This window comes from Caballeronia sp. S22, from assembly GCF_964261745.1.
In the GTDB taxonomy this organism is placed as follows: domain Bacteria; phylum Pseudomonadota; class Gammaproteobacteria; order Burkholderiales; family Burkholderiaceae; genus Caballeronia; species Caballeronia jiangsuensis.
Genome location: NZ_OZ180040.1, coordinates 275,421 through 295,842, shown reverse-complemented (window position 1 = coordinate 295,842; position 20,422 = coordinate 275,421). Strand labels below are relative to the sequence as shown.

Here is a 20,422-nt window from a genome sequence, read left to right as displayed (position 1 = left end):
TTGACCATCACGGCGGCGCTTTGCCACGCGATGCCCGTCAGTGCGCGGGAAGCAGCCATTCCGGCCGGTGCTCAGTCACTTCGATGATTTCGTCGGCCGGAATGTCCGCGCGCCGCGCCGCCTCTCGAATCGCTTCCATATTGTTCGCCTCATAGAGGCAATAGGTTTTGCGCTTGTCGGCAGTCAGGAAAGAGATGAGCCACTTAACGCCAACTTCATTGTTGATTTCCGTCACCTCGGCGGCGCCCTCAGTGGTGAAGTCGAGTTGCTCCGCGAAATTGCGCTCGATCATGAAAAGCGTCATGGTTTGCCTCCTCCTCAAAGATGCAAGAGCGGGGCATCGACGTTCCCAATGACGCCCTGAGTTATCCGAAATGTATTTGCGCGGAAGCATCGAATCCCGGTCGCGATGCGCCGACGCTCAAGTTTATCTCACTGAGGGACTTGCCGCGCAATGAGCGCGAATCACTGGGCGCACAGCGACGGATAGTCAATCCTTGCCATTCGCATCGCGGCTTTCGGGCTGTATAAATGAGTCAAAGCTGGCGACCGGCTGACTTGCGTTCAAGATCGGCCGTTTTACTTACGCGGGAGACGTCACCATGAGGCGAGACCTGATCCCCGGAATCATTGTTGCGCTTGTTTTGCGCGCGCCGGTCTCGCAGTTGTCGGACGGCCAGGTGCAGATCGTCAAGCCGCGGCAGAACTTCGCGTTGCCTGTCATCGAGCAAAGCAACTCACTCGGCGTCACACGCGTCGCGGCGTGCGAAAAGGCTTTGCTTCGCTTATGACGAGTGTACGGATCTACGGCGATGACATGCCGCGATCCAAGCTTCGATCTCGGCCCAGCAGAGGCAACTCACCATGAAACGCGCAGGTCTTGCGACAATCCTTTTTGTCGTATCAATATTCGTTGCACAAGTCGTTCACGCCTACTCGCAGGAGGAGGTCAATATGTTCGACGAAGAAGCGAGCACGAGCGGCGGTTTGAAAAACGACCGCGTTCCACCCGGGTCTGCTCACAAGACGGAAAACAACAAAGCGGCAGCAGATAAGCAGAAAGGAGACAGCAACACGGGTGATGCGGGTTCGAGCGAACGGAGAAAGGAGCCTTGAAACGACCTCAGTTTGCGAAAGCAGGCGAGGGCGTGCCTAAATTTACAAAAGTTGCCGGGCCGTGTTCGTAAGCTCATCTAAATGGGCGGCGCCAGCCCTTACCAAAAACCGGCTCATCCGGCTAGCGCCCACCGCCGCCACGCGCGCTTTCACATGACGAACACGCGTGTCGAATTTACAGGAGATATATCATGAAAACATCGTTCGCATTTTCCGTAGCCTGCAGCACCTTTGCGGCATTCTGTGCTACGGGCGCCGTGTTCGCACAGGGTGGCGGAAATGGTAATGGCGGAAGTGGAGGAGGCAGCGCCCATGGTGCGGCGACAGCAGGAATGACTTACCAAGGAGACCCTGTCTCTAGTCATTTGGGTGCGATGTCCAGCAATATGGAAAACGGCGCGGCCGAGTACGGTGGCGCCTTCGGAACCACCAGTGCAAGCGGTAACTTCAATCGGGGCAGAGCGGCGACCTGTGGTCATCTGTTCCAATGCAACGCCGATAGCGGTCGCTAAAGAAGAGGAGTCGAGAGCGGTGAACTGAATTGCCCCGAATGTCAGCGTGCACTTCTCATTGCCCGAACACACGTCGTGTTCGTCACAGAGAAAGCCGCGCGAGCGGAGTGCTTTAATGACGCCATGCACCCCGGCAACCGTGGCGATTCGTATGAGTACCGCATCGCTGCGCGAGAAGCACGGTTCGACATCCTAAAGAGTGGCTTCGCGATCGAAGAATCCCAAAACGCGGGCGTCAACCTTGTATAGTTAGGAAACCGGACAAGGATTATTATTTGGATAGGGTTTCAGCGGTAGAATTGGTGTTTGTTTGATTTAGCTAAGAGGTGGGGCCTGCCGTGGCTCGCGTCCGCTCACGAGAGCACATGGTTCCGCGTGTAAAAAAGCGCTCCTGAGGTTTCGCAGTGTTTCTTTTACTTCTGAGTAAGGTATTCCTAACGCGCACCGTCGTCGCGGCACGCCGTGACACCCGACGCTATAACCGGCCCCTGACGCGATACACCCGCGCGTCGCCCTCGACGCCGCGAAGCGGCGCGTCGAACTCCTCGAGATTGCTGCCCACAAGCAGTGGGCGAACACCTGGCGCCGTGTAGAGCGCTTCGGTCAGACAGATTTCGCCCGCGTCGGCGAACGACTGCACCCGCGCGGCTATGTTCACGGTCTGGCCAAAGTAGTCGAGATTCTCGTTAAGGATCGCGGCGATGGACGGCCCGCAGTGCGCGCCCATCTTGAGAATGATGGCGGGCTCGCCATGCTGGTGGTTGAACAGGCCGATCTCCTGCAGGATCTCGAGTGCCGCCGCCACCGTGTCGACCGGCCGCGAGAAGGCTGCCTTGACGGCGTCGCCGATGGTCTTCACGATGGCACCGGCATGCCGATGGGCGGCTGCCTCGAGAAGGGCGAAATGCTCCCGGACCAGGGCATAGGCATTGAGATCGCCGAGGCGCTCATAGGGCGCAGTCGAGCCCTTCAAATCGGTGAAAAGGAACGTCACCTGCCGAATGCCGAGGCCCTCATTTTCATCCACGCGCTCAGAGCGGAAAAGCTTGCGGAAAGCCTGACGCGTCAGCAGCATGCCGCCCGAGAGGTAGGGCTCGAATTCGAACCTAGTGTGGTGAGTTACAAGTTCATTGAATTATTTTCGCCGCGTACTAAAGTGCTATGTGTGGCACTGATACGAGGAGGCGGCGATGAGCGGACGGCCCAAACGAGAACTCGTGCTGAGTGAATCGGAATTCAAGCAACTGAAGGCGCTCACGATGCGGCGCAAGACAGCACAGGCGTTGGCGTTGCGAGCGCGCATCGTGCTTGCCTGTGCCGAAGGGATGGACAACAAGACGGTCGCGGCGAAACTGCAGCTTACACAGCAAACTGTCTCTAAATGGCGCGCGCGGTTTGTCGCGGACCGTGTGGACGGACTGCTTGACGCGCCACGCCCCGGTGCGCCCAGGACAATCGACGACACGCATGTCGATGCTGTTATTGCGAGGACGCTTGAGTCCGAACCTGCCGGGGCGACGCACTGGAGCACTCGAACGATGGCCCGAGAGATGAAGCTCTCGCAGACGGCAGTGTCGCGGATCTGGCGTGCCTTCGGACTGCAACCGCATCGGCAGGAGACGTTTAAGCTCTCTAGCGATCCGTTGTTCGTCGATAAGGTGCGGGATATTGTCGGCCTGTACCTGGATCCGCCGCTCAAGGCGATCGTGCTGTGCGTCGATGAGAAGAGCCAGATACAGGCATTGGACCGGACGCAACCCATATTGCCGTTGGCCCCAGGCATTCCCGAGCGACGCACTCACGACTACATGCGTCACGGTACGACCACGCTCTTTGCTGCGCTGGACATTGTCACTGGCGAAGTGATCGGCGAGGTGCACCGGCGCCATCGCAGCAGCGAATTCCTGCGTTTCCTGCGCACCATCGAAGCCAGCGTGCCGCCCTACTTGGATGTGCATCTGGTAATGGACAATTACGGCACACATAAGACTCCCTCGATCAAGGCGTGGTTCGCTCGTCATCCCCGCTTCGAGGTTCACTTCACACCCGCTTCGGCGTCATGGCTCAATCAGGTCGAACGCTGGTTCGCCACGCTTACCGAAAGATACCTTCGTCGCGGCACGCATCGTTCGACGCGCCAACTCGAAGACGCAATCCGGCATTACCTTGACGTCTACAACGCCCACCCCCAGCCGTTCATTTGGAGCAAGTCGGCCGACGAGATCCTGGCTAGTCTCGAACGGTTTTGTGTGCGTGTTCAGAAGGCCGCGGGATGAGTGTCATGAATATCAATACCGACGCGATCGACGAAGCCGCCCTGGCACTTCTCTACCTGACCCTGCACGATCAGTACCGCGCGTGGAAAGGCCTCGACTGGGACGTGCTGAATCGCCTTTACGAAAAGGGCTTCATCTGCGACCCCGTCAACAAGACGAAGTCGGTGGTCTTTACTGAGGAAGGGTTATATGAGTCCGAGCGCCTATTCAGGCAGCATTTCGTTATCCCGGACCAAACGAGCAATTAATGTAACGAACTTCTAACTCACTACACTAGCAAGATTTCCGCTAATGGTTATAAGGTCGCCTTGTAGATCCGACAAATCCGCGAGCGCTGCGTTACGAGGTGTCACCGCTTGGCGTGCGACGCGTCCTCACGATGCGGACAGTTCGCGCTCCCAGCCGAGATCAAGCATCGGAAAGTCTGCACCGAGCGTTTGAACCAGCCTCGCCAACAGATACCGGCCCCGGCGCTCGCAACGAGAACAGTCCACGTCGATATGACTCGCACGAGCTGCCACGTGGCCAAGGTCAATGCTCCCGTTCGTCATGCCTTTGCCCGCTTTCCATAGTTCTGCCGCGTGCCGACGATGCGCACGATTTCGATGATGGCCTTGCGCTTCAGGATCCGATACACCAGCACGTAATTGGGTGCCAACACCATTTCGCGCGTGCCGCGCACACGGCCGATGCGGTATAGCTCGGGATGCTCGGGTAGGGCGTCCGTTTTCTGCTCTATCTCGTCGTCCAGCTCGAGCGCGGCCGTGAGGTTGTCCTCGGCGATGTAGTCAAAGATTTTGTTGCGGTCCTCGTGCGCCCGTGCGCGCCACTCCACGATCAAGATTTAGCTCCGTTCGCTGCGATCCGCTTGCGCAGTGCGGCCTTCTTCTCCGCCATCTCTTTTTGCACTTGGGTATGCGGGACGTTCGGCCGCGGATCCTCCAGCGACTCCTTGACCTGCTCCCGGAACCACTTTTCATAGGCGGCGGCGTTCGAATGCGTCTGCTTCATGGCTTCCGCGCGATCGGGTCGGCTCGCCCGCTCGAGCCCGGCTTCGTCGGGTCGCCACGCTTCGAGCGAAAACCGCCCGCTCTGCAAGCCCAGCTCGCGGATCACTTCGAGCGCCTTCACCGGGTTGCGGAACGCACGCGGCCGGCGATTGTTCGAGGTCACCAGCACGGCGATGCCCGCGGAGCGGGTTTCCAGTTCGATAAAGAACTGGCCGCCGTCGGCTCGAAGGATGGCGGTGAGCACGCCACCGGCCTGGGCGGCGGCGGTTGCCTGGGAGACGTCGAGCGTTTTCATCGCGCACTCAATAGGTGAGTTTCCACGATCAATAGTATATCGTGCCTCGCGCAACCGTCGTCAGTGCCGCTAGGTTGTCATAATGCCTCTCGCGCGGGCCGAGCGCTGTAGAAGCAATATACAAATGTCGGGTTCTGTACCCACTGGCAAGCTGGCGATTTACTGCAGCATTGCAGGAGCCGTCCATGAAGCCAGCAACGTTGGTGACATTGAACATGCGCGAACTCGACCGTCTGAAGGTAATCCAGGCCGTGGTGGATATGGGACTCAAACCCGGTCGAGCCGCGGAGCGTCTCGGCCTGACGGTACGCCAAGTCGAGCGGCTGGTGTGGCGATATCGCGAGTCGGGCGCGGCGGGCCTTACGTCACGCAAACGCAACAAGCCGGGCAATCGGAAGCTTGACGAAGGCTTGGCCTTACGTGCGCTGACCCTTATTCGCGACCGCTACTTGGATTTCGGACCGACGCTGGCGTGCGAGAAGCTGCGTGAATGCCATGGCCTCGTGCTGTCGAAGGAAACCGTGCGGCACCTCACCGCTGCATAGTGCCGCCAGCAGTCGCTCGAAACCGGGTCGATGGACGCCTGAGCCGGAGCGTCCAAGATCGTCATCAATCACCGAAACGTCTGGCCAGCCAAGGTTTCGGGCGCGGTCCGCGAGACCGTACTGACGCAGACGGCTCTCTCGATTGTTCTGCACCTGATCGAATGTCGACTGCCGGACGTAGACGCACGCCTTGCGTGCAAGGTGCTCAGCGCGGATCTTCGTCATCTCGCGCCTCCCGCTTTGCCGCGTCGACCACCGACTGAATGAGCAACGCCAGTTGCCTCGTCACTTCGTCCTTCAACTCCTCCGACATCTGATCGTCGCCGCCGGTTTCCTCGAACAGATCCTGCTGCTTCCGCATCGGTTTGCGCATCGCCCGTCCCCTTGTGAGTGGACAACCCCGCACAAGATAATGCGGCGCTCAAAAGACGCCGCAGTTCGTATAACACCTCAAGCGGTAGCGTCGGCTGAGCGACGATGTGCATATGAGCGGCATCCTCCGATGTCATCCACGGCGGAAGATGTGTACGGGTGCCGTCCGGTTGCATGATGATCAGATACGACTCACCGCGAAATCGATTGACGCCGATTACATTGATGCGCTCACCCGCTCGCGGATGGAAGGGATACCGGACGACCACCTCATCTACATGATCATGGGCAGTGTGTTGCCGGTTCGCCGGGGTCCGGGAAATCGCATCTTGCGACAGCCATCGGCGTATCCGGCATCATGCACCAGGGCAAGCGCGTGCGCTTACTACTCGACCGTAGATCTGGCCAATGCATTGGAGCAGGAGAAGGCGCAGGGCCGCGCCGGACGGATCGCCGCGAGCTTGCTGCGTCTCGACTTGGTCATTCTGGATGAACTCGGATATTTGCCCTTCAGCCAGGCCGGCGGAGCACTGCTGTTCCATCTTCTAAGTCGGCTGTACGAGCACACGAGCGTTGCCATTACAACGAATCTGGACTTCGCCGAATGGTCCAGCGTGTTCGGCGACGCGAAGATGACCACGGCGTTGCTGGATCGGCTGACGCATCACTGCCATATCGTGGAGACCGGTAACGAAAGCTATCGCTTCCGGCATAGCAGCGCGAGTGCAACGAAACGCATCCGGTCGCGTGAAAAGGCGCGCAAAGGCGAGTCTGCCGGGGCCGGCGAATCCGCATGATGTCGTTCGCCGCGCAGGGGAAGCTGCTATGGGCTACGCCCTCCACAGCTCCCCTGCAACGCACTCTCACACGAAGGAGGACAGCGACCCCGGAAATTCCATACACTTATCCACAACCGGTCCCGCTTTAGACCGGCCTCCACCCCGGCTCTAATTTCAATCGGCGCGGTGGCTCAAAATTCAGTCGGCGCGGACAATGCAATTGAATTGTGCTTCCTGTCAAGGCAAGGACAAGGCTCGTCATGACTTGATACAGCGACAAGCAATTCAACGCGATCGATAGCGTCAAGTCGATCCAGTTGGATCCGCGACAATGGCGTAGAATTCCAACACACATCACCGTCAAAAAAATTTAGCATGGTGAAAGCGAATCCTCTTTGGTGGTGAATAGCGTTGATCGGGAGGAGCAAGGCGCAGATCAGCGGTTCGTCCAACTCGCTGATGAGCCTGAGCCCGGAAGCTGTCTTCTCCCCGTCTTTGCGTCACCAGTTCAACTACTATGTGACGCCCGTGCTACGTGACAGGTTGCAGCTTGGTTGCGTATAGCTTTCCGCGATCACGATAGTCGATTGCATTCGCCGCTATCGTTGAGATAACCTCGTCCGTGAGCTCGCGGATCACCTTCGCGGGTGACCCGATGATCAAGCTTCGTTCGGCATATGACTTGCCCTCTCCAACGAGGGCGCCCGCCCCGACAAGGCTATTTGCCGCGATGACTGCGCCGTTGAGGACAATCGCTTGGATACCCACGAGGCAGTTTTCGTGCACCATGCAGCCATGGAGCATTGCTTGATGACCAATCGATACAGCTGTCCCAATGCTGACGGGAAAACCGGGGTCCGCGTGTATGATCGCGCCGTCTTGAACATTGGCGTCACGGCGGATCAAGATTTTTTCGTTGTCGCCGCGGATGACAACTCCTGGCCAGACTGACGCTCCATCTTCAATCTCAACATCACCGATAATCACGGCATGTTCAGACACATAAGCGCCAGGATGGATTACCGGCCGACGTGATTCGAGCTGATAGAGAGGCATGTTACTCACTCACTGTAGGGCTAGCGCAAGTCTCCCGCGTCTGTTTTTCCAGCAAGGCGCGCACATCCTTCTTCGTGATCTTTCCATAGGCCGACTTGGGCAGTGCATCCCAGAACACGACGATCCGCGGCCACTTATACCGCGCGAGCTTTCCTTCCAGGTGATTGATCAACTCCTCGGGCGCGACTTCAGCATTTGTTTTGCGGACAACCACGGCTACACCGAGCTCGCCCCATTTAGGGTCGGTCATTCCCAATACCACCACCTCACTCACGCCCACATGAGTCAGTAATGCCTCTTCGACTTCGCGGGGATAGACATTTGAGCCGCCGGAAATGTACATATCAGAAGAGCGGCCCGTTATGTACAGGAATCCCTCTTTGTCTAGGTGCCCGAGGTCACCGGTATGAAACCAACCGTGTTTGAACGCTTTCGTGTTCGCATCTGGATTGTTGTCATATCCGAGCATTACCGCAGGTCCTCTTACGCAAATCTCACCCGTTTCATAGGGTGCCAGGCGCTTTCCCTCGTCGTCGAAGATGGCAATGTCGATGCCGGTGCGCGCATAGCCGCAGGTACCGGCGCGACAGTTTGGAGCAGCATCGTCTTCTTCGTGCAGCGAGGGGGGCAAAACTGTAATGTTCCCGGTGACTTCGCCAAGGCCGTAATACTGCACAAGGACGCGTCCGAGCTTGAGCAGTGCATGCTTCTGATCCGACCGATACATTGGTGCACCAGCGTAAATAACGAACTTAAGCGAGCTGTGGTCATGGCTGTCCACCGCTTCATGCTCAGTTAGCATTTTGACGATGGTTGGCACCGTGAACATGTTATCTACTCGATGCTTCTCGACCAGCGACCATACCTCATCTGGGTCCATGCGCTCCGACCCCGGCAGAACGCTTGCTGCGCCTCTCGCGGTATTGACGATTGCATGAATACCTGCGCCGTGCGACAGCGGCGCTACAACAAGCGAGCGCGAGCGATAGGTAATCCCGGGCATCAGATCTGCCAGATGATTGGTTACAACAAAGGCCATTTGCCCGTGTGTCAAGGTTCCGGCTTTTGGATGGCCGGTCGTGCCCGACGTGTAGAAAAACCACAACGGGTCATCGCGATCTACCTCTTCTGCCACAAATGGCGCCGAAGGGGCCGAACAAAGGGCCGCGTACGCCAGCTCGCCTTCGCGCGGCTCGCCCAACGCAACAACAAGTTCGAGTGCGGAGGATGCCTCACGGACTGTGTCGACGTAGGCATCGAATCCGCTGTCATAAATCATCACTCGAGCGCCGCTCGACTTAGCAAGATAAGCGGCCTCAGGCGGCGCAATGCGGTAGTTGGTCGGAACCCAGACAGCGCCGAGTTTGAACGCAATCCATGCGCTTTCGAAGAGGGGCAGGTTGTTGCGTGAGTGCACAAGGATCTTGTCGCCTTTTTTGATCCCGCGCCCGCGCAGTGCCGCACACACGGCGTCTACGCGTTGATTAATCTCGGACCAAGTGTGTGTCTGCGCGGGCGTGATGAATCCTGCTTCGTTTGGTAGGCGGCGAGCGACCTGCGTCAACAGGTCACCGAGGTTCATGACAGTCGTGAGCATTGCTAGTCTCTTTTATCGAAATGTTGAAGTGCTCAAACGCGGCGTTCGAGGATGCTCAGATAATTCGTGACCGCTGCACCGCCCATGTTGAAGACGCCGGCGAGGTTGGCGTTCGGAATCTGCATCTCTCCGGCTTCCCCCGCGAGTTGCATCGCCGCCATCACATGCATCGAAACGCCAGTTGCGCCGATCGGATGTCCTTTCGACTTGAGTCCGCCCGACGGATTGATCGGCAGCCGGCCTTCCTTTGTACTAACGCCGTCAAGAATCACGCGCGCTCCTTGACCCGGCTTAGCGAGACCCATCGCTTCGTATTCAAGCAATTCGGCAACGGTAAAGCAGTCATGCGTTTCGACAAACGCGAGGTCATCGAGCGTGAGTTGCGCGTCGCTGAGCCCGCGTTGCCATGCATGCCGCGCCCCGGCAAACTCTGTGCGATCCCGCCTTGAGAGCGGCAGGAAGTCGCTCACCTGCACCGATGAACGGAACGTGATCGCTCGGATCGCCTCTCCGGCCACTTCAGGCGCGGCGATTACCATCGCGGCCGCCCCATCGGAGACCAGCGAGCAGTCGGTGCGCTTCAGCGGACCAGCCACAAACGGATTTTTCTCTGATGGCGTGCGACAAAAATCGAAGCCAAAGTCTCGCCGCATGTGCGCGTAGGGATTCGATACACCGTTGTGGTGATTCTTGGCGGCGATCGCGGCCAGCGCATCGGATTGGTCGCCATATCGATCGAAATAGGCCTGCGCGATTGTGCCGAAGATGCCCGCGAAACCGCCGGGCACGCCTGCTTCTTCCTTTGCATAGGAACACTTCTGTAGCACGTCACCAACTTCCTTCGTGGGCAAGCTTGTCATTTTTTCATAGCCGATCACCAGCGCGTACTTCGAGCGGCCAGCACGGATGGCGTCGAGCGCAGAATAAATAGCCGCTGACCCGGTAGCGCAGGCGTTCTCGCAACGCACTGTCGATATGTAGCGAAGCTCAGGGATCGAGTTGAAAACAAGCGCAGACGGAAAGTCTTGATATACGAAACCACCGTTGAAGGTGCCGACATGGACTGAATCGATTAAGGTTGCGTCGATGCCGGCGTGCTGCAGAGCGGCAATTGCGGTCTTCGAGATCATTTCCTCCGGTTCAAGCGCGTCGAGTTTCCCGAAAGGAAGATGGCTCCAGCCGATGATAGAAGGTTGCATGTTTTGCTCCTTGAAATGGAATGTCGGTTCCTGGCAATCGCCAGGACAGGTTTTGTTCGTGTCGTTGCGGCGTCGACTGGAAGCGTCAAGCGCTACCTAGTTGGCGGAAAGCCAGCCATCCGGAAATTGCTATGCATTCCCCCCGTGTCTCAGAGGGCGCGATGCCTGCATCAAAGAAATCCGGTCGAGATCCAAGGGACGAGCGCTACCGCGACTACCCCTACGACTAGCGCCACCATGTAGTACAGAAGTGGGCCCACGCCTTCATCCGGGTTGACTTTCCCAACCGCGCAAGCCGTGTAATAGCCCACCCCAAAAGGCGGTGCGAACAGGCCGATGCCCATGGAAAGAATTACGACCATTGCGTAATGGACCTCACTAATCCCGACCATCTTCGCGATCGGAAACAAGAGCGGCCCAAACAGAACGATTGCGGGAATACCCTCAAGCACGCTACCCAAAACGATGAATCCCGCTACAGACGCTGCCATGAAACTCCATTTGCCACCAGGTAGGGCGGTCGCCGCTTGCGCGAGTGCCTCGGAAAAGCCGGACTGTGTTAGCGCCCAAGCCATGCCGGTAGCTGCGCCAATGATGAGCAAGATGGCGCCTGACAGTGAGGCCGCATCGACGAGCATCGTCTTGAGTCGCTTCCACTCAAATTGTCGGTACACAAGAAGTCCGACGACAATCGCATACGCGATACCAATAGTTGAGACTTCCGTTGCTGTCGCGACGCCCTCGACGACGGCGAAGCGGATCAAAAAAGGTAGGACAAGTGCCGGTAAGGCAGCGACGAACGCGAGGAGGATGTCACGGCGGGACTGCTTCTTCCCGGCCGCCATTTTGATCGTTCGGTTCCGGAACCACACGGCGACGCAAAGCATCGCGCCCACGACCAGTGCCGGCAGAATACCGCCCGTGAACAAGGCCGTAATTGACACACCCGTTACCGAACCGACCGTGATCAGAACAAGACTAGGTGGAATGGTCTCGGTTTGAGCGCCGGAGGCAGAGAGTAGTGCGACCAATTCACCTGGCTTGCACCCTTGCTTTCGCATTTCAGGGAAGAGCGCCGGAGCAATAGCAGCCATGTCGGCAGCCTTAGAACCAGAGATCCCAGAGACGAGGTACATCGCACCAAGCAGAACATAGGACAGACCGCCGCGGACATGTCCGAGCAGCGCTGCAAGGAACGCAATAAGCCGCTGAGCCATACCGGTCATCTCAATCAATAAGCCCAAGAAAACAAACAAGGGAACTGATAGCAAGATCATGTGCGACATCCCTTCAGCCATCCGGCCAACCAAAATCACAGTCGGCGTGGTGGTGGTAAGCGTCAGGTAAGCTAATGTTGAAAGTCCAAATGAGAACGCGATAGGAACGCCAGAGAACACACCGACGCTGAGCATCCCGACAAAAAAGATTACAAGGTTGAAGTTTCCTAAAGTAACAAGCCATGGCTTTGCGAAGACCAGGATGGCGGCGACGATGCCGATTACGAGTGCTGCCCGAAGAAGAGTTGTCAGCCGAACCGACCCGATCAAGCGCAAGAGCGCGCTTCCAACCATGAGCACGGCGCCAACCGGAAGCGCCGCCGATCGCCACGCGGCCGACACGTCGAGCGCTGGGAGCGTCATCATCTGCTCGTCGACCGCAAACTCGTATGCGGGCTCAAGGATTAGAAAAAGAAAGACGACGGCGATGAGAGTTGAGACAATGTTAAAAAACGCCTGTGTGTCAGCTGACATCTTGTTGACGAAGGAAGACATTCGCATGTGCTCGCCGCGACGGAGGGCCACGACTGCTCCGAGCATTGCTAGCCACAAAAACAGGACTGAAGCCAACTCATCAGACCAGGTCAAAGGTTGCTTCACCACATACCTCGCGATGATGCCGGCTAGCAATAGCACGATCTCGGCAACGACGAGGAGTGCCGCGGATATTTCGACGGCGTACCCGATGAGGCGTTCAAAGCCAAGCGCGAGAGAAGTCAGCCCTCGCGGCGGTGCTACAGTAGGCGTCGAGGACGGCGTTGGCATATTCCGAAAGGAGGTCATGACATTCTCCAGCGGGCCAGGGCACGGACCGCCTCAAAGGGGTAGGTAAAAGCCAAGCAGGGCCGACGTGCAGACGAGCTTGCGCGCCTGCGTTGTAGCAAGCTTGCCAATCAGGCAAGTTTGCCCGTATAAGCTTCAAGTTGAGCCCAGGCTTCAGCCCCAAATTTTTCCTTCCACGTTGAGTAAAACCCGGCCGCCACGAGCTTTTTCTGGAACGCCGTGGCGTCGATTTTGTTGAACACAATTCCTTTGGAAGACAGCTCTTGCTGAAGAGACACAGCCAGTTTCTCGCTGTCCTCGCGCTGTGCGACCGCGCCTTCATTAAAAATCCGATTGACCACGTCACGCAGAGCCGGGGGCAAGGCTTCCCATGAGCGCTTGTTGCCCAGCAGCCAGTAGCCGTCCCAGACATGCGACGTCAGTGCGCAGCGCTTTTGAACCTCGTACAACTTGGCGGTGGCGACGATCGGAAGCGGATTTTCCTGGGCGTCGATCACGTGAGTCTGCAACGAGCTGTACAACTCGTTGAAGTTGATCGGAGTGGGAGAAGCGCCGAGAGACTTGAAGAGAGAGAGAAGCAGCGGGCTTACCGGCACCCTAATCCTCATGCTCGCAAGTTCGGCTGGCGTATTGATCGGAGTGTTCGAAGTGATTTGTCTAAAGCCGTTGTCCCATACTTTATCGGCAACAATGAGACCGGTCTTGGCGATATGACTGCGGATGTAAGCGCCAAGATTTCCGTCCATCGCCTTCCAGACCGAAGGATAGTCGGGGAAAGCAAATCCAACGCTGTTCAGCGAGGCCATCGGCGCAAGGTTAGCCAGCACCACGCCGGGCAGCGTGAGGAAGTCAATCCCGCCACTGCGCACTTGGCTCAGCATCTCAGTGTCGCCTCCCAGCTGACCACTTGGAAAGACGCGGATGTCAACCTTCCCCTGGGTTTCGGCTTTAATCTTCTCGCTCGCTTCCTTTAATCGAATATAAATAGGGTGCGTTATGGGTACATTTGTTCCGACTTTGTAGTTAAACTGCGCGGTCTGAGCAAAGAGCGGACGTCCGGCAATGCTCGCGAGTCCTAATGATACAGATACCTTTAGTACGTCGCGGCGAGAGATGTTCATGATTGTCTCCGATATATCGTTTAGATGGTTGCTGCGCTCGGTCTAGGCGCAGCGGCCCGTGAGTCCGCCATCGACTACAAGACTCGTTCCGGTGATATATCTGGCCTCATCCGAGGCGAGAAACAAGGCAGCGAGGGCGGTGTCCCAGCCGTTACCCATCTTCCCAGTGGGAACCTGCATATCGCGCTTGCCGACCATCGCATCGACGTCGCCACCGTACGTTTCCTTCAGCGGTTCGCGGATGAGCGGCGTGTCCATGAAGCCTGGAAGGACGCAGTTCGCGCGGATTCCGTCTGCCGCATACTGCACGGCCATGTTTTGAGTCATTGCGAGCATGGCCGCCTTCGCCGCACTATATGCAAGATAGGGAAAGCCAATCCAGCGAATCGCGGCGATTGAAGCAATATTTACGATTGCGCCGGACTTGCGCTCAAGCATGTGAGGTAACACATGCTTGCAGGTTAGAAAGACGCTTGTTTGATTGACTGCGATGACTTTGTGCCATGCCTCTTCACTGGTCTCGATGGGACCGCCCACTTCTACAATTCCGACGTTGTTGTGAAGAACGTCGATCTTGCCGAATCGCTCGATACATTCCCGAGCCATCCTCTTAACGTCCTCCGAACTAGCGACATTGGCGCGTCCGGCGACGCAAACTCCACCTTCACCATTGATGATGTCGGCCGTTTCCTGCGCAGCCTCGAGCCGATTGTCTACGGCGAAAACCTGCGCCCCTTCGCGTGCGTAGAGAGCCGCTGCTGCCTTCCCGTTACCCCATCCCGGGCCCGATGACCCCGCGCCTGTGACAATGACAACCTTATCTTTCATGCGATCAGTCATATCGACCTCTTAGTTGCGAAGCAGCTTCCACTGCTGAGAATACTTCTGGCAGGCCTTTTAGCTAAGGCAGACCGGTCTAATTAGTAGTACAAAACAAAGCCGATACGGCTTTATTCGCAAATGCTTCGAAAGCGCGCTCTGAGGTCTTCTTGACCGGCGTGAAGTCACGGTGCGCAATGAAGTCCGGACGTGTGGGGCTCTGGATAGCATTTGAGACTGCGGAAAGCGTCAGGTAGACGATCCGCCGGGGATAGGGGGTAATGTTGCCTGCCGATCCATGAACAATATTGCCGTGGAACATGAGAAGACCACCCGCCTTTCCAGTGGGCGCCAGAATGGAATTATTTTGAACGAGATCGGTAACCGTCTGGTTATCAAGGGTCCACAGCGGGTAAGAAGTCGTTTGCAGGTCATGCGACGCTTCGAGCGCGCCTGCCTTGTGGCTCCGCGGGACGATCATGAGCGGCCCGTTGATAGGAAGAACGTCGTCTAAAAAGACAGCGATGTTCATCGCTCGGGGCTCAGGCATCCCATCGTCCTTATGCCAGGTGGGGAAGTCCTGATGCCATTGCCACACTTCGCCGGTAAATGCGGCTTTGGCGTTGATCTTAAACTGATGCAGGTAGACTTCTTCGCCAAACAATTGCTCAACGGGTTCAACGAGGCGTTCGTCTGAGGCAAGCAGACTGCACGCTTCGCTATATTGATGGCATGCAAACGCGGTCCTCGGCGCGCCGTTCTTCTCCCGCCATATCTCGGGACGCTCCTGACTGAAGATCTCGTTCGATGCATGACGAAGCGCTTCGACCTGAGCAATCGGAAACGCTTCCGGCATGAAGATATATCCGAGTTCGTCAAATTCTTGAAGTTGCTGTTCTGAGAGTTTCATGATTCATCCTCGATTTTCGGAAAAAAGCTCGCCCGCCCCGGGTGAGCGGGGTACGCGACACTTAAACGGTCCTGAAGAGTGCTGCTAGGTGTTGGTCGTAACCACCAATTCCGTCAGCTTCTTGTACATGTCCGTGCTGGCTCGCTGGAGATGCCTCGCGGCCAGTTCCGAAGCGTCCAAAACATTTCCAGCAAGCACGTTTTCGGCTATTCCGTCATGTTCTTCCCACGCCCTACCGGGTGTGTATGGATCATCAAGGACGATCAACATCGACCGCATGAGATGAGCCCATCGCCCACTCATCATTTGTCCAATAACGGCGTTCCCAGACAGCTGATAGAGCGCTGAATGAAATTTGTAATCCGCTTGAATGAGCAGCGGCAGTGACTCGTGATGGTCATATGTCCGGTGCCCGTTCTCTAACGCATGTTTCAAGGCGTCAATTTCAGCAGTTGGCGCTTTACGGTCCGCAATCCGTTGTGCGGCTAGTCCTATCGCAGTCACCTCTAGCGCTTTGCGGGCCTGGTAGAGCTGCCGCATGTATTCGGGGTCGATCGGGGTTACCTCAACTCCCTGCCTCCCGGCATCCCGAACCAATCCCTCGTGCTTCAAAAGTTGGAGAGCATGGCTGATTGGCTGACGTGAAACATTCAGCCGAGCGGCCAGCGCCGCCTGTCTGATGCGTTCGCCGGGCTTTAATTCGCCCACGGCGATTGCCTTCAGCAGACTTTCGAAGACCTGGTTGATGAACAACGGGCTGTCTTCGACTAGAGTTTCTTGAATTCCGAATTCCATGATCGTAGAGTAGAAGTCCGGTTAATAAACGTCAATCGATATTACCTAGGTAGTTTCCCTTTTGGTTGGAATTCCGCGCCTTGCTGGGAATGGTGGCTCAACGCGCTACATCGCGCACACGCCCGCTCAGCGGGGCAATCGCGCCGAAAGCTGACAAATCGTTCGGAACTGAAATCGCTGTCGAATCGGTCAAGTAGTAAACCCGTAAGAGGGAATACCCTGCCGAAAATGGCGTTGACGGGCTTCAGAACCCCACGTAGTCTTCAAAAAAACGGAATTCCGAATTCCGTAGTGCCGTAGGTTGCCACGGCGAGCCCGAAAGTTAGGCCTTTTCAAAAGTACCCGCCAGCAATTTTTCCCGCCTTGTTTGGGCCGCTGCTGCCGGAGTAAGCCCACATCCACCCTTGGAGCTGCACATGGAAACGAAATCTGACAAGCCGAACCATGACGCGACGTCGAAGAAAATGATCCCCTACGGCGGTTATTTCATGAGCAAAGTACCGGCGGCCGATCCGGAACTCACAGCAGTGGGCCCTGGAACGCCGATGGGCGAATATATGCGCAGCTTTTGGACCCCTGTTTGCATGTCTGCGGAAATCACCGACACGCCTGTGTTTGTGCGAATCCTGGGTGAGGATCTCGTCACTTTCCGCGACAAGAGCGGACGCATTGGACTGCTGCATGCGCATTGTGCACATCGTGGGACTTCGCTCGAGTACGGGGCAGTTCAAGAACGTGGCATCCGTTGTTGCTACCACGGGATGGTGTGGGACGTTGACGGAAGCTGTATTGAAGTCCCGTTTCCAAAGGGCGAGGAAAAGGAAGCCGAGAAATATGCGTGCACGGTGAGGCAGGGCGCGTATAAAGCATTCGAATATCACGGAATTGTCTTCGCCTACATGGGCAACCCAGCCAAGGAGCCTCCGTTTCCCAAGTGGGAGGAGAACTTCACTGTTGGCCCTGACGATGACCTCGTTCCATACAGCCATTGGCAGCACTGCAACTGGCTCCAAGTGCAGGACAATGCCGCCGACAATTTCCATACTGCCGCGCTGCATGCGGCCAAATACGTCGTAGACGGTAAGTTCCAGGGAACGACCTTTAACGAGAATACGTATGGCGCCTTGGAAGTCGCACCGGACATGCTTTTCGTTCCAGTCCATGGTGGTAGGGGACTGTCATGCACCGGGGCTCGTCGCGTCAACAAAGACCGCATATTTGTGCGCGTTCAGCACCAAGTATTGCCAAACATCAGCCTGCACGCATATGTGCACGAGGACGGATCGGAACGCAAGCACTTCGGGCGCTTGAATCTCGTGCGTTGGACGGTTCCCGTCGACGATGTGAACAGCAAGATGATCGGTTGGCAAATCATGGGCCCCGGCGTCGACGTGCGTAACAAACAGAAGCGCGAGATGGTCGGGTATGAAGCGATCGATTTTCTGGACGGCCAGGTTGCCATGCGGCGCCCAGAACGCTTCGGCACCTACAAGATTGACGACCTGCCGCCTATTCCGCCTAATCACAGAGAGCGGTCTTGCTACAAGGATGCACAGTATGCTCCGGGCGACTACGAGGCAATCGTTAGCCAGCGGCCCACGGCAGTGCATGCTCTAGAGCACCCAACTAAATTTGATACAGGGGTCTACCTGTTCCGCAAGATGTTACGCGAAGCGCTTCGCGGATCTAACCCGGCCACTGGGGCCGAGGGCTTCCTGGACTGGTTTGTCTCAGAAGACGGGGCTCCCAACACCTACTGCTCCGACTACGTCCTAGAGATCCCAGAGGGAAAGACGATCGAAGAGGAAGTCCAACGGCGTCGGTCCTTAACCAAACAGATCGTGCAAATCCTTACGTCAAGCGACAAGCTCAAAGGTGCCGCCCGTACCGCCTTCGTAACTGAAAAAATCGCGGAGCTTGAACGAGCGATGCAGGTCGTGTGAGAGAACGCCGCTACGCCCCGTTTCCAAAGCGCGAGAAGGCGGCGCCCGCAACATCGGCGCGGCGGCACATTGGTCGGCCCCGACCTCAGGAGACTTTCAATGAATGCAATTTCGCAAGCGGCGAATTCGGCTTCCCGCCTGAAGCTGATGATCCGGCAAGTTGCGTACGAGGCCGTTGGGGTACGCTCGTATGAATTGGTCGACCCAACTGGCGAGGACCTCCCTCCGGTCACCCCTGGTTCGCACATTGACCTACATCTCGAAGACGGCACGGTACGGCAGTATTCGCTTTGCAACGATCCGTCTGAACGGCATCGATATGTGATCGCTGTTCTCAAGGAGGAATGGGGACGTGGCGGCTCGAAGGCTGTACACCAAAACTTTCATGTTGAACACACCGTCGATGTTGGCGTTCCACGCAATAGTTTTGCGCTTGATCCGCAGGCGACAAAGCACATTCTCATCGCCGGTGGCATCGGGGTCACACCGCTGAAAGCCATGGCGCACCAGCTGCAGGCCAACGGTGCAGACTATGAACTTCACTACTGTGCTAAGACCCCGGCCCACGCTGCGTTTTCGCGGGAGTTGCTGGACCGGCTTGATTCCGACATGGTCTCACTGCACTTTGACGGCGGCAATCCTGTCGACGGACTAAACATCACCGATCTGCTCCACGAGCAGCCCGATGGGGCACATTTGTACTACTGTGGACCGGAAGGATTTATGGCCGCGTGCGACAAGGCTGCATCTCATTGGCGACCGGGCACTGTGCATTTTGAGCATTTCAAAGCTCCATCGCCTTCCAAGTCGGTAGTAGACTCGGCCCTCTCACCCGTGGCCCAGCCGGGCGAGGCGGAGTTCTCGATCCAGATTGCAAGCACAGGACTAGTGTTTGAGGTGCCTGAGAATCGCACAATCGCGCAGGTATTGGCAGACGCTAATATCCCGATCGAGACGTCTTGTGAAGCCGGGCTGTGCGGCGCATGCAAGATTGGGTATGTGGAAGGCGAGGTCGACCACCGTGACTTCATCCTCAGTGACGAGGAACACCAAGGGTGTCTTACCGCGTGTATATCACGAGCGAAGACTCCATTGTTGGTACTTGATCTTTAGCGAATGGGCGCGGTAGTTTAATAGCACCGAGCGGTTCTTGGTGTGTGACTTGAACGCGCGTGAGACTTAGCCGCAGCTCCGTAAATTTTCGCGCCATCCGATGCGGGCAGTAGACGCGTCCCCGTTTTCCAGTCGCGCTTGAACGGCGTGCGCGGGTTGCCAATTTAGGACGCTTCGTGAACTTCATGTCACCCTCCTCGTATCCGCGCTCCCGGATGATAGTTCATCCAGGTCCTTTCAATCCGACGCGAATCCAGAGTCGTCAGGCGAAGAGCGCGCGTCATATAAGACTTCAGCTAGCCCCGGGGTTGAGCCTCTTTGAAGCGCTCGTACGGCCGCTCAAAGCGTCGGGTAGGTGTGCGGCGCCGTGCACAGGTGGTCGAACGAGCCTATCAACTCGGATTGATCGGCAATTAGTACTACGCAACCGTCGAAATCGGATGGATGGATATTGATTGTCGTTCGTAGCAAACTCCGCGAGGCCTGACGTGGGAAGTTTTTCCCCGCGTCAAATGCAATTAAGGAGGCGCCTAAAAAACAAGTTAAAGCGATGAAGTAGTAGTTCGTTTCGAACCCAAGACCGCGATGCTTGAGTGGTGGCACAGAGAATCGGCTGCGTTAATCGTCATCACCATAGACGCCACATTTTCCAGTGCGAGATTCGCATTTACCCTACGCTACTACCGTAGTAGCGCGGTCTTTGTCGCGGAGCAGTTGAGGCCTCGTCATTACCGTCGGCGTGAACCCGAAGACTGCGCCTCAAGCGACCATGCCGCCGGTCCTCTCCCCTCTCGCGCATCCAACACTCTACCGCGAGCCTGCCGAATTCGGTGTTCGTTGAAGGCGAGAATGCGGCTGGTGTAGTGGTCCACTAAAAATCCCTATCTTTTGGCAGGTGTCCACC

Annotated in this window: 20 protein-coding genes and 3 pseudogenes; 9 read left to right on the top strand and 14 right to left on the bottom strand. The window is 57.0% G+C overall.

What is annotated here, in order from left to right:
* Positions 1-37 precede the first annotated feature (37 nt).
* Positions 38-304: a DUF4242 domain-containing protein gene (locus ACEN42_RS39650; RefSeq protein WP_371884522.1), complete on the bottom strand. Its 267-nt coding sequence runs from the start codon at positions 302-304 to the stop codon at positions 38-40.
* Between the two features lie 298 nt (positions 305-602).
* Here ACEN42_RS39650 and ACEN42_RS39645 point away from each other — a divergent pair, with 298 nt between their 5' ends.
* The 3 genes from ACEN42_RS39645 (at position 603) to ACEN42_RS39635 (ending at position 1,628) form a co-directional block, all read left to right on the top strand.
* Positions 603-791 carry a hypothetical protein gene (locus ACEN42_RS39645; RefSeq protein WP_371884521.1) on the top strand — a complete coding sequence of 63 codons (189 nt, stop codon included), beginning with the start codon at positions 603-605 and terminating at the stop codon, positions 789-791.
* A 73-nt stretch (positions 792-864) separates the two neighbouring features.
* On the top strand, positions 865-1,116 hold the full coding sequence (locus tag ACEN42_RS39640) for a hypothetical protein (protein WP_371884520.1): 252 nt from the start codon (positions 865-867) through the stop codon (positions 1,114-1,116).
* 191 nt (positions 1,117-1,307) lie between these two features.
* Positions 1,308-1,628, top strand: coding sequence for a hypothetical protein (locus ACEN42_RS39635; RefSeq protein WP_371884519.1), 321 nt, complete (start codon positions 1,308-1,310; stop codon positions 1,626-1,628).
* Between the two features lie 475 nt (positions 1,629-2,103).
* Here ACEN42_RS39635 and ACEN42_RS39630 read toward each other — a convergent pair.
* A pseudogene (locus ACEN42_RS39630) lies at positions 2,104-2,733 on the bottom strand (adenylate/guanylate cyclase domain-containing protein); the annotation flags it as partial.
* Between the two features lie 85 nt (positions 2,734-2,818).
* Between ACEN42_RS39630 and ACEN42_RS39625 the strand changes: the two are divergent.
* On the top strand, positions 2,819-3,904 hold the full coding sequence (locus ACEN42_RS39625; RefSeq protein WP_371884518.1) for an IS630 family transposase: 1,086 nt from the start codon (positions 2,819-2,821) through the stop codon (positions 3,902-3,904).
* 5 nt (positions 3,905-3,909) lie between these two features.
* Positions 3,910-4,152 carry a DUF6429 family protein gene (locus ACEN42_RS39620; RefSeq protein ID WP_371884517.1) on the top strand — a complete coding sequence of 81 codons (243 nt, stop codon included), beginning with the start codon at positions 3,910-3,912 and terminating at the stop codon, positions 4,150-4,152.
* Between the two features lie 299 nt (positions 4,153-4,451).
* Here the strand turns inward: ACEN42_RS39620 and ACEN42_RS39615 are convergent, their stop codons facing one another.
* Both ACEN42_RS39615 and ACEN42_RS39610 read right to left on the bottom strand, forming a co-directional pair.
* Positions 4,452-4,745: a type II toxin-antitoxin system RelE/ParE family toxin gene (locus tag ACEN42_RS39615; RefSeq protein ID WP_371884516.1), complete on the bottom strand. Its 294-nt coding sequence runs from the start codon at positions 4,743-4,745 to the stop codon at positions 4,452-4,454.
* Positions 4,742-5,209, bottom strand: a complete 468-nt coding sequence (locus ACEN42_RS39610) for a hypothetical protein (RefSeq protein ID WP_371884515.1) — start codon at positions 5,207-5,209, stop codon at positions 4,742-4,744. The genes ACEN42_RS39615 and ACEN42_RS39610 overlap by 4 nt, the downstream gene beginning before the upstream one ends.
* A gap of 185 nt (positions 5,210-5,394) precedes the next feature.
* Between ACEN42_RS39610 and ACEN42_RS39605 the strand changes: the two are divergent.
* Positions 5,395-5,742, top strand: a pseudogene (locus ACEN42_RS39605) (helix-turn-helix domain-containing protein); the annotation flags it as partial.
* Here the strand turns inward: ACEN42_RS39605 and ACEN42_RS39600 are convergent.
* Together ACEN42_RS39600 and ACEN42_RS39595 are read right to left on the bottom strand one after the other, a co-directional pair.
* On the bottom strand, positions 5,626-5,979 hold the full coding sequence (locus tag ACEN42_RS39600; RefSeq protein ID WP_371884514.1) for a recombinase family protein: 354 nt from the start codon (positions 5,977-5,979) through the stop codon (positions 5,626-5,628). The pseudogene ACEN42_RS39605 and the gene ACEN42_RS39600 sit on opposite strands and share 117 nt — an antisense overlap.
* Positions 5,960-6,127, bottom strand: a complete 168-nt coding sequence (locus tag ACEN42_RS39595) for a hypothetical protein (RefSeq protein ID WP_371884513.1) — start codon at positions 6,125-6,127, stop codon at positions 5,960-5,962. The genes ACEN42_RS39600 and ACEN42_RS39595 overlap by 20 nt, the downstream gene beginning before the upstream one ends.
* A 300-nt stretch (positions 6,128-6,427) precedes the next feature.
* Here ACEN42_RS39595 and ACEN42_RS39590 point away from each other — a divergent pair.
* A pseudogene (locus ACEN42_RS39590) lies at positions 6,428-6,923 on the top strand (ATP-binding protein); the annotation flags it as partial.
* Between the two features lie 513 nt (positions 6,924-7,436).
* Here ACEN42_RS39590 and ACEN42_RS39585 read toward each other — a convergent pair.
* The 8 genes from ACEN42_RS39585 to ACEN42_RS39550 all read right to left on the bottom strand — a co-directional run bounded on the left by ACEN42_RS39585 (position 7,437) and on the right by ACEN42_RS39550 (position 16,462).
* Positions 7,437-7,961 carry a gamma carbonic anhydrase family protein gene (locus ACEN42_RS39585; RefSeq protein WP_371884512.1) on the bottom strand — a complete coding sequence of 175 codons (525 nt, stop codon included), beginning with the start codon at positions 7,959-7,961 and terminating at the stop codon, positions 7,437-7,439.
* A gap of 1 nt (position 7,962) precedes the next feature.
* Positions 7,963-9,558, bottom strand: a complete 1,596-nt coding sequence (locus ACEN42_RS39580; RefSeq protein ID WP_371884511.1) for an acyl-CoA synthetase — start codon at positions 9,556-9,558, stop codon at positions 7,963-7,965.
* 32 nt (positions 9,559-9,590) lie between these two features.
* A complete protein-coding gene (locus ACEN42_RS39575; protein WP_371884510.1) occupies positions 9,591-10,757 on the bottom strand; it encodes an acetyl-CoA acetyltransferase in 1,167 nt (388 codons plus the stop codon).
* Between the two features lie 170 nt (positions 10,758-10,927).
* A complete protein-coding gene (locus ACEN42_RS39570) occupies positions 10,928-12,817 on the bottom strand; it encodes a TRAP transporter large permease subunit (protein ID WP_371884509.1) in 1,890 nt (629 codons plus the stop codon).
* 110 nt (positions 12,818-12,927) lie between these two features.
* On the bottom strand, positions 12,928-13,938 hold the full coding sequence (locus tag ACEN42_RS39565) for a TRAP transporter substrate-binding protein (protein WP_371884508.1): 1,011 nt from the start codon (positions 13,936-13,938) through the stop codon (positions 12,928-12,930).
* Positions 13,939-13,980: 42 nt separating this feature from the next.
* Positions 13,981-14,778 carry an SDR family NAD(P)-dependent oxidoreductase gene (locus tag ACEN42_RS39560; RefSeq protein ID WP_371884507.1) on the bottom strand — a complete coding sequence of 266 codons (798 nt, stop codon included), beginning with the start codon at positions 14,776-14,778 and terminating at the stop codon, positions 13,981-13,983.
* 76 nt (positions 14,779-14,854) lie between these two features.
* Complete coding sequence (locus tag ACEN42_RS39555) at positions 14,855-15,667, bottom strand: phytanoyl-CoA dioxygenase family protein (protein ID WP_371884506.1); 813 nt, start codon at positions 15,665-15,667, stop codon at positions 14,855-14,857.
* A gap of 84 nt (positions 15,668-15,751) precedes the next feature.
* A complete protein-coding gene (locus ACEN42_RS39550; protein ID WP_371884505.1) occupies positions 15,752-16,462 on the bottom strand; it encodes a GntR family transcriptional regulator in 711 nt (236 codons plus the stop codon).
* 416 nt (positions 16,463-16,878) lie between these two features.
* Here ACEN42_RS39550 and ACEN42_RS39545 point away from each other — a divergent pair, with 416 nt between their 5' ends.
* Together ACEN42_RS39545 and ACEN42_RS39540 are read left to right on the top strand one after the other, a co-directional pair.
* Positions 16,879-18,405: a Rieske 2Fe-2S domain-containing protein gene (locus ACEN42_RS39545; protein WP_371884504.1), complete on the top strand. Its 1,527-nt coding sequence runs from the start codon at positions 16,879-16,881 to the stop codon at positions 18,403-18,405.
* Positions 18,406-18,504: 99 nt separating this feature from the next.
* Positions 18,505-19,518 (top strand): 2Fe-2S iron-sulfur cluster-binding protein, encoded by a 1,014-nt coding sequence (locus ACEN42_RS39540; protein WP_371884503.1) that lies wholly within the window; start codon positions 18,505-18,507, stop codon positions 19,516-19,518.
* Positions 19,519-20,422: the final 904 nt, after the last annotated feature.

Coding starts and splice junctions, on each gene's coding strand:
- ACEN42_RS39570 (WP_371884509.1), bottom strand. CDS start 12,817: ATGACCTCCTTTCGGAATATGCCAACGCCGTCCTCGACGCCTACTGTA.
- ACEN42_RS39540 (WP_371884503.1), top strand. CDS start 18,505: ATGAATGCAATTTCGCAAGCGGCGAATTCGGCTTCCCGCCTGAAGCTG.
- ACEN42_RS39650 (WP_371884522.1), bottom strand. CDS start 304: ATGACGCTTTTCATGATCGAGCGCAATTTCGCGGAGCAACTCGACTTC.
- ACEN42_RS39600 (WP_371884514.1), bottom strand. CDS start 5,979: ATGACGAAGATCCGCGCTGAGCACCTTGCACGCAAGGCGTGCGTCTAC.
- ACEN42_RS39610 (WP_371884515.1), bottom strand. CDS start 5,209: ATGAAAACGCTCGACGTCTCCCAGGCAACCGCCGCCGCCCAGGCCGGT.
- ACEN42_RS39560 (WP_371884507.1), bottom strand. CDS start 14,778: ATGACTGATCGCATGAAAGATAAGGTTGTCATTGTCACAGGCGCGGGG.
- ACEN42_RS39575 (WP_371884510.1), bottom strand. CDS start 10,757: ATGCAACCTTCTATCATCGGCTGGAGCCATCTTCCTTTCGGGAAACTC.
- ACEN42_RS39635 (WP_371884519.1), top strand. CDS start 1,308: ATGAAAACATCGTTCGCATTTTCCGTAGCCTGCAGCACCTTTGCGGCA.
- ACEN42_RS39555 (WP_371884506.1), bottom strand. CDS start 15,667: ATGAAACTCTCAGAACAGCAACTTCAAGAATTTGACGAACTCGGATAT.
- ACEN42_RS39620 (WP_371884517.1), top strand. CDS start 3,910: ATGAATATCAATACCGACGCGATCGACGAAGCCGCCCTGGCACTTCTC.
- ACEN42_RS39550 (WP_371884505.1), bottom strand. CDS start 16,462: ATGGAATTCGGAATTCAAGAAACTCTAGTCGAAGACAGCCCGTTGTTC.
- ACEN42_RS39625 (WP_371884518.1), top strand. CDS start 2,819: ATGAGCGGACGGCCCAAACGAGAACTCGTGCTGAGTGAATCGGAATTC.
- ACEN42_RS39565 (WP_371884508.1), bottom strand. CDS start 13,938: ATGAACATCTCTCGCCGCGACGTACTAAAGGTATCTGTATCATTAGGA.
- ACEN42_RS39645 (WP_371884521.1), top strand. CDS start 603: ATGAGGCGAGACCTGATCCCCGGAATCATTGTTGCGCTTGTTTTGCGC.
- ACEN42_RS39580 (WP_371884511.1), bottom strand. CDS start 9,558: ATGCTCACGACTGTCATGAACCTCGGTGACCTGTTGACGCAGGTCGCT.
- ACEN42_RS39640 (WP_371884520.1), top strand. CDS start 865: ATGAAACGCGCAGGTCTTGCGACAATCCTTTTTGTCGTATCAATATTC.
- ACEN42_RS39545 (WP_371884504.1), top strand. CDS start 16,879: ATGGAAACGAAATCTGACAAGCCGAACCATGACGCGACGTCGAAGAAA.
- ACEN42_RS39595 (WP_371884513.1), bottom strand. CDS start 6,127: ATGCGCAAACCGATGCGGAAGCAGCAGGATCTGTTCGAGGAAACCGGC.
- ACEN42_RS39585 (WP_371884512.1), bottom strand. CDS start 7,961: ATGCCTCTCTATCAGCTCGAATCACGTCGGCCGGTAATCCATCCTGGC.